This window comes from Microbacterium paraoxydans, from assembly GCF_018224615.1.
Classification (GTDB): domain Bacteria; phylum Actinomycetota; class Actinomycetes; order Actinomycetales; family Microbacteriaceae; genus Microbacterium; species Microbacterium paraoxydans_B.
The window spans coordinates 674,452-687,067 of sequence record NZ_JAGTUK010000003.1; the positions used below are offsets into that span (position 1 = coordinate 674,452).

16 protein-coding genes and 1 tRNA gene are annotated in these 12,616 nt (G+C 70.5%); 11 read left to right on the forward strand and 6 right to left on the reverse strand.

The genetic code is table 11. The annotated features are described in order from the left end of the window. Window positions 1-27: 27 nt before the first annotated feature. Together KE274_RS13450 and KE274_RS13455 are read right to left on the reverse strand one after the other, a co-directional pair. Window positions 28-1,434 (reverse strand): alpha,alpha-trehalose-phosphate synthase (UDP-forming), encoded by a 1,407-nt coding sequence (locus KE274_RS13450; protein WP_211544542.1) that lies wholly within the window; start codon window positions 1,432-1,434, stop codon window positions 28-30. A 61-nt stretch (window positions 1,435-1,495) separates the two neighbouring features. Continuing rightward, window positions 1,496-2,758, reverse strand: a complete 1,263-nt coding sequence (locus KE274_RS13455) for an MFS transporter (protein ID WP_211544543.1) — start codon at window positions 2,756-2,758, stop codon at window positions 1,496-1,498. A 207-nt stretch (window positions 2,759-2,965) separates the two neighbouring features. Here KE274_RS13455 and KE274_RS13460 point away from each other — a divergent pair, with 207 nt between their 5' ends. Continuing rightward, window positions 2,966-3,265, forward strand: coding sequence for a hypothetical protein (locus KE274_RS13460; protein WP_211544545.1), 300 nt, complete (start codon window positions 2,966-2,968; stop codon window positions 3,263-3,265). Window positions 3,266-3,292: 27 nt separating this feature from the next. Here the strand turns inward: KE274_RS13460 and KE274_RS13465 are convergent, their stop codons facing one another. The 3 genes from KE274_RS13465 to KE274_RS13475 are packed head-to-tail and all read right to left on the reverse strand — an operon-like array spanning window position 3,293 to window position 5,913. Continuing rightward, window positions 3,293-4,477: an acetyl-CoA C-acetyltransferase gene (locus KE274_RS13465; RefSeq protein ID WP_211544546.1), complete on the reverse strand. Its 1,185-nt coding sequence runs from the start codon at window positions 4,475-4,477 to the stop codon at window positions 3,293-3,295. Continuing rightward, window positions 4,470-5,138 (reverse strand): CoA transferase subunit B, encoded by a 669-nt coding sequence (locus KE274_RS13470; protein ID WP_211544548.1) that lies wholly within the window; start codon window positions 5,136-5,138, stop codon window positions 4,470-4,472. The genes KE274_RS13465 and KE274_RS13470 overlap by 8 nt, the downstream gene beginning before the upstream one ends. 1 nt (window position 5,139) lies before the next feature. Next, entirely contained in the window at window positions 5,140-5,913 is a 774-nt protein-coding gene (locus KE274_RS13475) for a CoA transferase subunit A (RefSeq protein ID WP_211544549.1), read from the reverse strand. A gap of 105 nt (window positions 5,914-6,018) precedes the next feature. Here KE274_RS13475 and KE274_RS13480 point away from each other — a divergent pair, with 105 nt between their 5' ends. The 8 genes from KE274_RS13480 (at window position 6,019) to KE274_RS13515 (ending at window position 10,910) form a co-directional block, all read left to right on the forward strand. Then, window positions 6,019-6,807 (forward strand): IclR family transcriptional regulator, encoded by a 789-nt coding sequence (locus KE274_RS13480; RefSeq protein ID WP_211544550.1) that lies wholly within the window; start codon window positions 6,019-6,021, stop codon window positions 6,805-6,807. 36 nt (window positions 6,808-6,843) lie between these two features. Beyond that, entirely contained in the window at window positions 6,844-7,281 is a 438-nt protein-coding gene (locus KE274_RS13485) for a MarR family winged helix-turn-helix transcriptional regulator (protein WP_211544551.1), read from the forward strand. Then, window positions 7,278-8,516: an MFS transporter gene (locus KE274_RS13490; RefSeq protein WP_211544552.1), complete on the forward strand. Its 1,239-nt coding sequence runs from the start codon at window positions 7,278-7,280 to the stop codon at window positions 8,514-8,516. The genes KE274_RS13485 and KE274_RS13490 overlap by 4 nt, the downstream gene beginning before the upstream one ends. Before the next feature lie 22 nt (window positions 8,517-8,538). After that, window positions 8,539-9,021 (forward strand): YbaK/EbsC family protein, encoded by a 483-nt coding sequence (locus KE274_RS13495; RefSeq protein WP_211544553.1) that lies wholly within the window; start codon window positions 8,539-8,541, stop codon window positions 9,019-9,021. Between the two features lie 97 nt (window positions 9,022-9,118). Further along, on the forward strand, window positions 9,119-9,811 hold the full coding sequence (locus KE274_RS13500) for an SOS response-associated peptidase (protein ID WP_211544557.1): 693 nt from the start codon (window positions 9,119-9,121) through the stop codon (window positions 9,809-9,811). A 117-nt stretch (window positions 9,812-9,928) separates the two neighbouring features. Then, window positions 9,929-10,267, forward strand: a complete 339-nt coding sequence (locus KE274_RS13505) for a DUF7882 family protein (RefSeq protein ID WP_211544559.1) — start codon at window positions 9,929-9,931, stop codon at window positions 10,265-10,267. Between the two features lie 73 nt (window positions 10,268-10,340). Further along, on the forward strand, window positions 10,341-10,607 hold the full coding sequence (locus KE274_RS13510; RefSeq protein ID WP_211544561.1) for a hypothetical protein: 267 nt from the start codon (window positions 10,341-10,343) through the stop codon (window positions 10,605-10,607). Between the two features lie 27 nt (window positions 10,608-10,634). Further along, entirely contained in the window at window positions 10,635-10,910 is a 276-nt protein-coding gene (locus KE274_RS13515; RefSeq protein WP_211544563.1) for a hypothetical protein, read from the forward strand. A 68-nt stretch (window positions 10,911-10,978) separates the two neighbouring features. Here the strand turns inward: KE274_RS13515 and KE274_RS13520 are convergent. Continuing rightward, window positions 10,979-11,054, reverse strand: a tRNA-Lys gene (locus KE274_RS13520). A gap of 167 nt (window positions 11,055-11,221) precedes the next feature. Between KE274_RS13520 and KE274_RS13525 the strand changes: the two genes are divergently transcribed. Next, entirely contained in the window at window positions 11,222-12,022 is an 801-nt protein-coding gene (locus KE274_RS13525; RefSeq protein ID WP_211544565.1) for an inositol monophosphatase family protein, read from the forward strand. A gap of 24 nt (window positions 12,023-12,046) precedes the next feature. Next, window positions 12,047-12,616: a hypothetical protein gene (locus KE274_RS13530; RefSeq protein ID WP_211544569.1), complete on the forward strand. Its 570-nt coding sequence runs from the start codon at window positions 12,047-12,049 to the stop codon at window positions 12,614-12,616.

The following is a 12,616-nucleotide window of genomic DNA, read 5'->3' on the forward strand; positions in this document are numbered from 1 at the left end:
TCGAGGGATGGGCGGGTGCCGGCGGGCTCAGCGCCCGCGCACGGCGGCGAGAGCGTCGAGGAAGGACGACGACCAGGCGTTCACGTCGTTGTCGAGCACGCGGCGCCGGAGCGATCGCATGCGCCGCGCCTGCTCCCCCGGCGACATCTCGACGGCCTCCATGATCGCGTCCTTGAGCCCGGCGATGTCGTGCGGGTTGACGCGGACCGCCTGGCGCAACTCGTCCGCGGCGCCCGTGAACTCGCTCAGCACCAGCACTCCGTGGTTGTCGGTCCGCGTCGCGATGTACTCCTTGGCGACGAGGTTCATCCCGTCCCGGAGAGCGGTCACGAGCATCACGTCCGCCGCCAGGTACAGCGCCACCATCTCCTCGCGGGGGTAGCCCTGGTGCAGGTAGCGGATGGCGGAGTGACCGACCGTGTCGTGATCGCCGTTGATCCTGGCGACCGCGAGCTCGATCTCGTCGCGCAGGTGAGCGTAGGCGTCCACGCGCTCGCGGCTCGGGCTCGCGACCTGGATCAGCGTCACGTCCTCCACGGCCAGCCGCCCGTCCTCCAGCAGCTCGCCGTACGCCTTGATCCGGTGCCCGATGCCCTTGGTGTAGTCCAGGCGGTCGACGCCGAGAAGGATCCGCTTGGGGTTGCCGAGGCTCGCCCGGATCTCGGCCGCCCTGGCCCGCACGTCCTCGCGGGCCGCGAGCTCGAGGTACGGTGCCGTGTCGATCGAGATCGGGAACGCCTTCGCGAGCGCGGTCCTGGTGCCGTCGCCCTCGGGCACCGCGACGTTGGCGCCCTTGACCTCGTAGCGCAGCCGACGCCGCACCGCCGTGAGGAAGTAGGTCGCGTCCTGCGCCCGCTGGAAGCCGATGACGTCCGCGCCGAGCAGGCCGCGCAGCACCTGGTCACGCCAGGGCAGCTGTGCGTACAGTCCGTGCGCCGGGAACGGGATGTGATGGAAGTAGCCGATCGTCACGTCGGGACGAAGCTCGCGCACCAGCTGCGGCACGAGTTGCAGCTGATAGTCGTGCACCCACACCGTGCCGTCCTGCGCGACGGCCGCCGCGGCCGCCTCGGCGAAGCGCCGGTTTACGGTGACATACGCCTCCCACCACTCACGGTGGTACTGGGGCGGCGCGATCACGTCGTGGTACAGCGGCCAGATCGTGTCGTTCGCGAAGCCTTCGTAGTAGTCGGCGACCTCCTCGGCGCTCAGCGTCACCGGGATCAGGTCGATGCCGTCCGCCTCGAAGGGCTCCAGTTCGACGTCCGCCTGCCCCGGCCACCCGACCCAGGCGCCGTGCACCCGGCGCATCATGGGTTCCAGCGCTGCCACCAGGCCGCCGGGCGAGGTACGCCACGACTCCTCGCCGCCGGGGCCCACCACCCGGTCGACGGGTAGGCGGTTGGCGACGACGACGAAGTCAGCAGCGGTCACGGGGGCTCCTTGGGGGTTTCGTCCAGGCTATCGAGGAACCGCTCCCGCCGCTGATCTGCGCTCAGGGCTTGACGAGAGCCCGTCGACCATTCACACCGCTGAGCGCCCAGTTGGCCACGCCCGCGCCGAACGCGATCGCCGCGGCCACCATCGGCAGCAGCAGAGCCGCCTCGGTTCCCGCGCTCTCGGCGAGTTCCCCCGCCACCGCGGCACCGATCGACTGCCCCACCACGACACCGGAGCCGAGCATGGTCATGACCGTCGCGGACCGCCCGCGAGGGCTCCGCGCTGCGCCGAAGCTGTACTGGGTGACAAGCGTGGGACCGATACCGATACCCATGATGGCCAGCGCGATCATCATGGTCGCCGGGCTGTCCACGAACCCGAGCAGCAACGTCCCCGCCAGCAGGATCGCGGAGAACACGAGCCACCGCGCCCGCAGCGTGAAGCGTGCCGGGAGCCACGCGACGCCGAGAGCGAGCGCCGCCGAACCGACGCCCATCACGCCGTACAGCAGACCCGCCTGCTCGGGAACGCCGCGGTCGGCCATGAACGACGTGAGCGAGGTGAGCATGGCGCCGAAGAACAGCCCGACGCCCAGGATGCCGAGCACCACGATGAGCAGCCGGGGCCGGAACAGCTCCGACACCGATGAGGGCGCACGTCCGTCGGCATCGCGGTCCTGCGACACGTGACGGCCGCTGGGGTGCAGGGCGAACGCCCCCACGAAGACCAGCGTCAGCGCGGCCGCGCCGACGAGCGGAGCCCACGGCGCGAGGGCCGACGCGAGAAGGCCCACCAGGAACGGCCCGAACACGAACACGGTCTCGTCGGCCGCCGACTCGTACGCCATGGTGCCGGAGATGGTCCTGGTGCGACGCTCCTCGGGCATGCGCTCCACGATCAGGGTGACCAGCCGGGAACGCGACAGCGGGGCCACCTGGGGTGCCGTCGCGCCGATCCCCACCGCCGCCAGCAGCACGAAGCCGTCCGCCGCCGGACCGTACACGACGGCGGTGAACAGCAGCAGCATCGCGGCGTTGCCGAGCGCCAGGACGAGGAGCACCGCACGCTGACCGAACCGATCGGCCGCGGCGCCCAGCAGCGGACCGAAGCACGCGGTGCCGAGGCCGACGGCGGCGGAGGTGAGGCCGCCGAGGGCGAGCGAGCCCCGGGCGGAGACCACCACCGTGAGCACACCGACGACCATCATGGCGAACGGCAGTCGCGCGATGAAGGCGATCAGGAAGTAGGGCAGGCCGGCGAGGCGGAAGAGACTGGGCTCGCCGGCACGGGCAGGAGTGGGGACGGAGACGTGTGTCATGGCTCTCGCGCGTCGACGACGCGAAGTCGGGTGCCGCCGCTGTCCGCCGGAGAAGCCGACGGCCGGTAGATACACGGTGTGTGCGGCCGCGGGTGACCCGCGACTCCTCCATGATAACGACCGCTCCTGGACGCGGGCCCTGCCAGCCTCCGCGCCGTGTTGTCAAGGCACGGGTGCCCCGCGTGCGAGCACGGGTAGCGTAGGGGCATGCGCTACCTCTTCAGCACCGGACTCGTCGCCGCGATCTCGGCAGGCATCTCGCTGCTGCGCGGCACCCGCAACGAACCCATCACCTGGCGCTCGCTCCTGTCGTGGGTGAGCTGGGGCATCACGATGGCCCTCGCGGTGGGAGCGGTCGTCGACATGCGTCGCGAGCGCCGGGGCATCCCGGTCGACGCGGACTCGCCGCAGTCGGTGAAGAAGTCGAAGAAGGCGCAGCGTCTGCAGTTCCGCTCCCAGAAGGCCCTCGCCGACGCCCAGGGGCACGCGCAGGACAAGCGCTCCTGACGCACCCCCGGGACTCGCTCCCACGGGTCAGCGCGTGAGGATGAGCGCCTCCCCCTGACCTCCGCCTCCGCACAGGCCGACGGCGGCGGTACCCCCACCACGGCGCACGAGCTCGTGAGCGGCGTGCACCACCAGGCGATTGCCGGACGCTCCGATCGGGTGTCCGATCGCGATGCCTCCGCCGTGCACGTTCACGATGTCGCTGCTGAGCCCGAGCTCGGTCTGGGACCGGGCGACGACAGCGCCGAAGGCCTCGTTGATCTCGACCACGTCGAGGTCCGCGGGTGCGATGCCCTGCTTCTCGCACGCACGCTCGATCGCCCGCGCGGGCTGCGCCTGCAGAGAGTTGTCCGGCCCCGCGGTCTGCCCGCTCGCTCCCACGGTCGCCAGCACGGGCCAGCCCTTCTCCTCCGCGACACGACGCGTGGCGACCACGACGGCCGAGGCCCCGTCGGAGATCTGCGAGGAGTTCCCCGCGGTGATGCTGCCGCCCTCCGCGAAGGCGGCCCGCAGCCCGGCGAGCGTCTCGACCGTGGTGTCGGGGCGCACGCCCTCGTCCCTTGTGACGCGTACGGGCGTCCCGCGGCGCTGCGGCACCTCGACCGGCACGATCTCCGCATCGAGCACTCCGGACTCCTGCGCCGCGGCGGCACGCTGATGCGAGAGCGCAGCGACCTGGTCCTGCGCTTCGCGCGTGAGCCCGTAGCGCTCGTTGTGACGCTCGGTCGAGGCGCCCATGCTCTCGCGGTCGTACGCGTCGGTGAGGCCGTCGTACGCCAGATGATCGAGCACCTCGACCGTGCCGTACGCCCAGCCGTCGCGCGACCCCATCAGCAGGTGCGGCGCCCTCGTCATGGACTCCATGCCCGCGGCCACCACGACCTCCGCGTCGCCCGTGCGGATCATCCGGGCGGCGTCGATCACCGCCGTGAGCCCCGACAGGCACACCTTGTTGACCGAGTGCGCCGGCACGTCCCACCCGATGCCGGCGCCGATCGCCGCCTGACGAGCGGCGTTCTGGCCGGAGCCGGCGGCCAGCACCTGCCCCACGATCACCGCATCCACGTCCGCGGGGTCGACGTGGCCCTGCTCCAGTGCTCCGCGGATCGCGAACGACCCCAGCTGCGGGGCGGTGAAGGCGGCGAGCTGCCCTTTCAGGCGCCCCTGCGGGGTGCGGGCGGCGGCGACGATCACGACGTCGGTGTCACTCATGGGTACGGGTCCTTCCGTTCTGCAGTTCCGGGGAGAGCGCGAGGGGCGGCGCGGTGGCCGCCTCGACCTCGTCGATCGTGACGCCCGGGGCCAGTTCCACGAGCACGAGGCCGTCCGGGGTCACGTCGATGACGGCGAGGTCGGTGATGATGCGGTCGACCACGCCGCGACCGGTGAGCGGGAGCGTGCAGTCGTCGACGATCTTCGCCGAGCCGTCCTTCGCCACGTGCTCCATCAGCACGATCACCCTGGCCGCTCCGTGCACGAGGTCCATCGCTCCGCCGGGGCCCTTGACCATCTTGCCCGGGATCATCCAGTTCGCCAGGTCACCTGTGGCCGAGACCTGCATCGCGCCGAGGATCGCGGCGTCGATCTTGCCGCCGCGGATCATGCCGAAGCTCGTCGCCGAGTCGAAGAACGCCGCACCGGGGAGTGTCGTGACGGTCTCCTTGCCGGCGTTGATGAGGTCGGGGTCGACGGCGTCCTCGGTCGGGTACGGCCCCACGCCGAGGATCCCGTTCTCGGACTGCAGCACCACGGTGACGCCCGGCGGCACGTGGTTCGGCACGAGCGTGGGCAGCCCGATCCCGAGGTTCACGTACGAGCCGTCCCGCAACTCGGCGGCGGCACGGGCGGCCATCTGGTCACGTGTGAGCGCCATGTCAGGCTCCTTCCGCCGCGACGGTGCGTCGCTCGATGCGCTTGGGGATGTCGGTGCCGACCTCCACGATGCGGTGCACGAACACCCCGGGCAGGTGCACGGCGTCGGGGTCGAGCTCCCCCGGCTCGACGAGTTGCTCCACCTGTGCGATGCAGATCCCCCCGGCCATGGCCGCGAGCGGGTTGAAGTTGCGTGCGGCCTTGGTGAAGACGAGGTTGCCGTGCCGGTCGCCGCGGGCGGCGTGCACGAGCGCGAAGTCGGTCGTGATGGCCTCCTCCAGCACGAAGTCCTTCGGCTCTCCGCGCACGTCGAACGTGCGCACGTCCTTGGCCGGTGATGCCACCGCCACGGTGCCGTCGGGGTGGTAGCGCCGCGGCAGGCCGCCCTCCGCGACCTGGGTGCCGACACCCGTCTGGGTGTAGAACGCGGCGATGCCCGAGCCTCCCGCCCGCAGCTTCTCGGCGAGCGTGCCCTGGGGCGTCAGTTCGAGCTCGAGCTCGCCGCTGAGGAACTGTCGCTCGAACTCCTTGTTCTCCCCCACGTACGACGAGGTCATCTTGCGGATGCGCTGCGCGGCGAGGAGGATCCCGAGGCCCCAGTCGTCGACGCCGCAGTTGTTGCTGACGACGCTGAGGTCCGTGGTGCCCTGCGCGAGGAGCGCCTCGATGAGCGCGATCGGGTTGCCGGAGAGCCCGAAGCCCCCGACCGCGAGAGAGGCACCGTCGGGGATGTCCGCGACCGCCGCGGCGGCGGAGTCCGATTGCTTGTCGATCACGTCTGCTCCTTCGGTTCCGTGCTCCCGTCCAGCATCCGTCCGGGCGCGTCCGGGACGCCAGCGCGGTCTTGCGATGTGGTCGTGCGACCGGATAGCGTCCACGATGTGGAATCGACGTCACGGAGCGTTCCCGGCGCCCAGGCCATCGCCCGCGCGGCCGGCCTCCTCCGTTTGGTCACGGCGTCCGGCGCCGATGGCGCGACACTGCAGGAGCTCGCCCGTGCTTCGGGGCTGTCCCGCTCGACCGTGCACCGGCTGCTCAGCGCGCTGCGCGTCGAGGGCCTCGTCGATCGCGACCCCGACAGCACGCGGTGGATGCCGGGCCCCGAGCTGTTCTTGATGGGGTCCGTGGCCGCTGCGCGGTATGACGTGACCGCCCTGGCACGGGACATCGTCCGCTCGCTCGCGGTCACGACCGAGGAGAGCGCCTTCTTCTCGGTGCGCCGCGCGGACGAGACCGTGTGCCTGCTGCGCGAAGAGGGCTCGTTCCCGATTCGCTCGTTCGTCCTCAGCGAGGGCGTGCGGTTCCCCCTCGGCGTCGCGAGCGCGGGACTGGCCATTCTGGCGTTCCTGCCCGACCACGATGTGGATGCGTACCTCGCCCGGCACCCTGAGCTGGAGAGCACCTGGGGCCGTCCTCACGGCCCCGCTCCCCTGCGTGCCCGGCTCGCGGAGACGAAGGAGCGCGGGTATGCGGTCAACCCCGGACTGATCGTGGAGGGCAGTTGGGGTCTGGGCGCCGCGGTGTTCGATCGCGCGGGACGTCCGGAGTGGGCGTTGAGCCTGACGGGCGTGGCCTTCCGGTTCGGTCCGGAACGCCAGGCCGAGCTCGGACGCCTCCTTCTCGCGCACGCGCATCAGCTGTCCGCCCGCATCGCGAACGTCCGCCGCTGACGACACTTACATACCAACAGATATATACTGGTTGGTATGAATCGCTTGGACGTGATCCCCTCGCTGGTGCTGTCGGGGTACGCGCTGGGACGGATCGCCGCCCAGGAGGCCGGTAACGACGCGCCCGCCGCTCAGTGGAGAGTGCTCAGCCTCCTCACTCAGGCGGGACCCTGCCGAGTGGGCGAGCTCGCGGCGGCCGCGCGCACGACGCAGCCCGGGATGACCAGACTGATCGGCACGCTGGAGCGCGACGGCCTCGTCCGCCGGTCTCCGGACCCCGACGATTCCCGGGCGATCGTCGTTGCCATCACGGAGTCCGGCGTCGAGGCCGTCCACTCCTGGCGCGAGGAGTTCCGTTCGATCATCGCCCCGCGATTCGCCGAACTCACCGACGAGGACTGGTCGGCGCTGACACGCGCCGCCGAGATCCTCGCGGCCCACACCACCACCGACCCCTCAGGAGCACGCCAGTGACACACTCGTCATCCGCACCCACCACCTCCGTCTGGAAGCAGCCCGCTCAGGTCTGGGCCGTCGCGTTCGCCTGCGTCGTGGCGTTCATGGGCATCGGCCTGGTCGACCCCATCCTGCCTGCCATCGCCGAGTCGCTCGAGGCGTCCCCCGTGGAGACCGAGCTGCTGTTCACGAGCTACCTGCTGGTCACGGGACTCGCGATGCTCGTCACCAGCTGGGTCTCCAGCCGGATCGGCGCGAAAGCCACACTGCTCGTGGGTCTCGGGCTGATCGTCGTGTTCGCGCTGCTGTGCGCCGTGAGCGGCAGCGTCGATGCGGTGATCGGTTTCCGTGCAGGCTGGGGCCTCGGCAACGCGCTGTTCATCTCCACCGCGCTCGCGACCATCGTCGGCGCCGCATCCGGAGGCAGCGCCGCCGCGATCGTGCTCTATGAGGCGGCGCTCGGCCTGGGAATCGCTGTGGGCCCGCTGCTCGGCGGCATCCTCGGTGAGCAGAGCTGGCGCGGACCGTTCTTCGGCGTCGTCGTGCTCATGGCGATCGCCTTCGTCGCGGTGGCCGTGCTGCTGCGCGGTCCGGGCGAGAAGCGCACCCCCGTCCCCTTCTCGGCGCCGTTCACCGCACTGCGTCGCCCGGCGCTCGCGATCCTCGCCGTCGCGGCCCTGTTCTACAACATCGGGTTCTTCGTGCTGCTCGCCTTCTCTCCGTTCCCCCTGGGCTTCGGGGCGATGGGTATCGGCTTCACCTTCTTCGGCTGGGGCGTCGCACTCGCGCTGACGAGCGTGTGGGTCGCTCCGGCACTCATGCGGCGTCTCCCGCGCACGCGGATCATCCTGATCGTGCTGCCCCTCCTGGCCCTCGACCTCGTGGTCGCCGGACTCGTCGTCGACACGGCCGCGGCACTCGTGGCGTGCATCATCGTGGGCGGGTTGCTGCTCGGCATCATGAACACGGTGCTGACCGAGGCCGTGATGGAGGCGACCGACCTGCCCCGCTCGGTGGCGTCGTCCGCATACTCGGCTGTCCGCTTCCTGGGTGGCGCGATGGCTCCGCCGATCGCGGCCCTGCTGTGGCACCTGTTCAGCGCAACGGTGCCCTATCTCTTCGCCGCGGCCGCCGTGCTGCTGGCCGCGCTCACTGTCCTGCTGGGCCGACGCGCGCTGTCGCACATCGACGACCAGCCGGCAGATCCCGCGGTCGAGGACGCCGAGGCCATCGTCGTCGGTGACGCGGCCTGAGCGCCTTCGCTACGGTGGGGCGATGACCGACGACACCCTCCTCCCCGAACGCAGTCGACTCGTGCGCGACCACCTGGTCCACGCGGGGGTCGACACGGAGATCCGCGTGCTTCCGGATTCGGCGCGGACCGCGTCGGAGGCCGCGGCGGCGATCGGCTGCGATGTCGCGGCGATCGCGAACAGTCTGGTGTTCCTCGCGGACGGCGCCCCCGTCCTGGTCATGACCAGCGGCGGCCATCGCGTCGATCTCGCCGTCCTGGCGCACAGCATCGGGGCCACGGACGTCTCCATGGCACCGGCGTCGGTCGTCCGCTCGGCCACCGGTCAGGCGATCGGCGGCGTCGCTCCGGTGGGTCATCCGACACCGCTGCCGACGTACCTCGACCGCACCCTGGAGGCGTTCCCGGAGGTGTGGGCCGCTGCGGGGCACCCCCACACGGTGATGCCGCTCACGTTCGCGCAGCTGCGGTTGCTCACCGAAGGAACGGTGATCGACGTCGCATGAGGCCGCGGCGGTGTCGTCGCCGCCGCGCGTGCAGCATGATGGAGACGATCGATGCCGACGCCCGGCGCGCCGGCCCCACCGAATCCGAGGGCGAGACATGTGCGGACGATTCGCGAACGACGCGACCACCGACGAGCTGATCCGCGAGTTCGTCGCCGAGGGCGGCCGACCGGAGGAGTGGTGGAAGTCGTGGCACGGCGCCTACTCGATCGCGCCCACCGAGAGCGCCCCCATCGTGCGCGACCGCGGCGAGGGCCGCATCCTCGAACTCGTCCGGTGGGACTGGCAGAGCCCGCCCAATCGTCCGCAGCGGGCCCCGTTGATCAACGCGCGCATGGAGAAGCTGGCGGCCGGCTTCTGGGCACCGGCGTTCTCCGCCGCGCGCTGCATCGTGCCGATGCGCGGCTACTTCGAGTGGACCGGTGAAAAGGGTCACAAGACGCCGCACTTCCTGCACGGTGACGGTCTGCTCGCCGCCGCCGGGCTCACGTGGTCGATGGAGCACGAGGGCGAGCGGGTCCGGTGCTTCGTGGTGATCACGCGCGAGGCCAGGGATGCGAGCGGTGAGGTCCACGACCGCATGCCCGCCTTCCTCACGGCCGACACGTGGGACACCTGGCTCAGCCCGGAGAAGCTGACCGGCCAGGCCAAGGTCGACGCCCTGGCTATGCTGGATCACAGTTCGGCGGATGTCGCCGCGACGATCCGCGGGCGGATCGTCGACCGCAGGGTCAGCAACACGCGCACGCTCGATCCGTCAGACCCCACTCTGCTCGATCCCGTGGCTTAGACGCCGGCGGGGTGCCCGCGCCGTCGAATGTGTGAGACCGTAGAAGCACACCACACCAGTGATCACCGTGATCGCGCCTCTTGGCACAGGTTCCCGTGGCGAGACGAGGAGCCTTTCATGGGCCGGTTTATTTATGAGAACAGCGTGAAGGTGGAAGTCGAGGATCGAGCGCTCACGCACGTGCAGCTCGTGATGACTGCCAAGCTTCGTCGCGGAGAGCCGTTCGGCTTCACCTGGCGAGAGGACGCGAGTATCGGCGGCGGTCGCACGACCGTGTGGGTGCACGCCGGAAGCTCGCTCGTCTTCAAGTACAGCGGCAGCCGTCAGCCCGCTGTCAACCGTGCCTGGGTCGACGCGCTCGCCTTCACCGCCAACGCCCCCACGGGCCTCTACCTGGTGCCCGAGCCGGCTGAGCAGGCTCCGACGGATCGAGAGGCAGTTCTCGCCCCCGCGTGACGTTGCCTAACACGGCGCGCAGAGTGGTTCAACCCCTCTTGCCGCTCCGGTGAGCCCTGCCTAACGTGGTCGCATGGGGAACGCGGAGAAGACCACGACGCACATCGAGATCGACGGGCACGACTTCGTGCTCCCGGCCAGCACCGACGTCGCTGATCTCATGTCGCGCATCGAGGCCGCAGCCCGTTCTCAGCCGACCTTCGTCGATCTCGCGACGGGAGACAGTCTCACGAGCGTGCTCATCACGGCGCAGTCCCGCGTGGCGGTCTACCTGCGGCGAGAGTCCGCCGACGCCGTACCTCCCGTCGACCTCCGCTCGGTGCTCGACTGGGACCTCTGACGAGACGAGGCCTCCTAAGCTGGAGGCATGCTGATCGCTCTCATCCGTCCTGTTGGAGTCGCCACGGCCGAGGTCGTCGGCACGTCTCTGGAAGACGTCAAGGAGCAGCTGGCTCGGCACGCACAGCCCGGATATGTCCTCGCCTCCGCTCCGGTGCGCATGCTCAAGGGCGAGGCGAAGATGGAGGCGACGGGCACGTTCCGTCGAGTCGACGGCATCGAGGAGATCGAGGCGGAGGACATGGCCTCGCTCGAAGCGAAGGTGCCGGACGGCTGGCAGATGCTGTCGGTCCGCCGCGCTTGAGCGCCCCGTCGCCGCGGACCAGAAAACGAAAGAAGCCCCGACCGTGGATCACGGACGGGGCCTCTGCGTGGTGCACCCCCAGGGACTTGAACCCTGAACCCACTGATTAAGAGTCAGTTGCTCTGCCGATTGAGCTAGAGGTGCGTGGCCCGGGATAACCCCGACCGAGGAATTACATTACCAGCCGATCAGCCGCGGACGAAATCGCGCACGCCGCCCGGGCGTGCCCATCGTTCAGGTCGGCCCTGCGGGGCTGTGACCCTGGTCGATGGTCCCTCGGCGCGTGGGATCACGGCCACTATCCTGAGAGCGTGACTCAGCCCCCTGTCGCGGCCGATCTGCGCGCCGACCTCGCCCTCGCCCTGCGGCTCGCCGACGCCGCGGACGCCCAGTCCCTGCCCCGCTTCGACGCTGCGGATCTGCGGATCTCCACCAAGCCGGACCGCTCGCATGTGACCGATGCGGACCTGGCCACCGAGCGGGCTGTGCGAAGCATCATCGAGAGCGAGCGTCCGGAGGACGGCATCTTCGGCGAGGAGTTCGGCGCGCAGGGCTCCACCGATCGCCAGTGGATCGTCGATCCGATCGACGGGACCGCGAACTTCCTGCGCGGCGTCCCGCTGTGGGGCACCATGATCGCGCTCGCGGTCGACGGCGTGCCTCAGGTCGGCGTGGTGAGCATGCCGGCGCTGGGCCGCCGCTGGTGGGCCTGCGCCGGCGCGGGTGCATGGACGGCCGTCGACGGCGAGGAGCGGCGGCTCGAGGTTTCCGGCGTGTCCTCGCTGGACGACGCGAGCGTGAGCTTCCAGAGCATCGCCCAGTGGGCGGAGGTCGGCCGGCTCGACGCATTGCTGAGACTCTCCGACCGGGTATGGCGCGATCGCGCGTACGGCGACGTCTATGCGTACATGCTGCTGGCCGAGGGCCGCCTGGACATGGTCGCCGAGTTCGGGGTCAAGGAGTACGACATCGCGGCCGCGGTCGCCATCGTCCGCGAGGCCGGCGGCCGGATGACCTCGTTCGACGGGGACGAGACGATCTCCGCGCGTTCGACACTCGCCACCAACGGGGTTCTCCACGACGAGTTCCTGAGGCTCCTGCACGACGACTGACAGCCCGACACCTCCGAGGACACCATGAGCTCCCGCAGCGTTCCCGCCGTCGCCGGCACGCTGCTGGCGCTGCTCGTGCTGGCGGGCTGCGCAGCGTCCCCGAGCGCGCCGCCCACGCCCACCGCGACCGCCGCGGCGGATGGGACCGGCCAGACCGCCACGCCCGGCCCCGCACCGAGCGCCGTCCCCTCGGACGAAGAGCTCACCTGCGAGTCGATGATCTCCGACGGCACGGTCGCCGCGCTGACCTCGGCCGGCTGGACTGCCCAGGCGAAGGAGTTCCGTGCCGGGGGCGTCGACTTGGACGACGGGCTGCTGTGCTTCTGGGCGGACTTCACCGTCCCCTCGGATCACGGCCAGTTGTACGGCTGGGCATCGATCAGCGCCGCGGACGCCGCGACCGCCCAGGCGGGCCTGCTCGCGGAGGGCTGGCGACGGGAGGAGACGGACGACGGGGTGTACGTGACGGAGGACCCGGAGTTCGCGATGGGCACCGATGAGGACGGCTACGGCATGACGTATCTCTTCGGCGACGGCTGGGTGAAGTTCGCCGACACCCGCCAGAGCCTGCTACTCGTGGACTGGGCGGGCTGA

Excerpts from the sequence above, each read along its gene's own strand:
- KE274_RS13455 (WP_211544543.1), bottom strand. The coding sequence starts at position 2,758 with ATGACACACGTCTCCGTCCCCACTCCTGCCCGTGCCGGCGAGCCCAGT.
- KE274_RS13460 (WP_211544545.1), top strand. The coding sequence starts at position 2,966 with ATGCGCTACCTCTTCAGCACCGGACTCGTCGCCGCGATCTCGGCAGGC.
- KE274_RS13465 (WP_211544546.1), bottom strand. The coding sequence starts at position 4,477 with ATGAGTGACACCGACGTCGTGATCGTCGCCGCCGCCCGCACCCCGCAG.
- KE274_RS13470 (WP_211544548.1), bottom strand. The coding sequence starts at position 5,138 with ATGGCGCTCACACGTGACCAGATGGCCGCCCGTGCCGCCGCCGAGTTG.
- KE274_RS13485 (WP_211544551.1), top strand. The coding sequence starts at position 6,844 with ATGAATCGCTTGGACGTGATCCCCTCGCTGGTGCTGTCGGGGTACGCG.
- KE274_RS13495 (WP_211544553.1), top strand. The coding sequence starts at position 8,539 with ATGACCGACGACACCCTCCTCCCCGAACGCAGTCGACTCGTGCGCGAC.
- KE274_RS13500 (WP_211544557.1), top strand. The coding sequence starts at position 9,119 with ATGTGCGGACGATTCGCGAACGACGCGACCACCGACGAGCTGATCCGC.
- KE274_RS13505 (WP_211544559.1), top strand. The coding sequence starts at position 9,929 with ATGGGCCGGTTTATTTATGAGAACAGCGTGAAGGTGGAAGTCGAGGAT.
- KE274_RS13510 (WP_211544561.1), top strand. The coding sequence starts at position 10,341 with ATGGGGAACGCGGAGAAGACCACGACGCACATCGAGATCGACGGGCAC.
- KE274_RS13515 (WP_211544563.1), top strand. The coding sequence starts at position 10,635 with ATGCTGATCGCTCTCATCCGTCCTGTTGGAGTCGCCACGGCCGAGGTC.
- KE274_RS13530 (WP_211544569.1), top strand. The coding sequence starts at position 12,047 with ATGAGCTCCCGCAGCGTTCCCGCCGTCGCCGGCACGCTGCTGGCGCTG.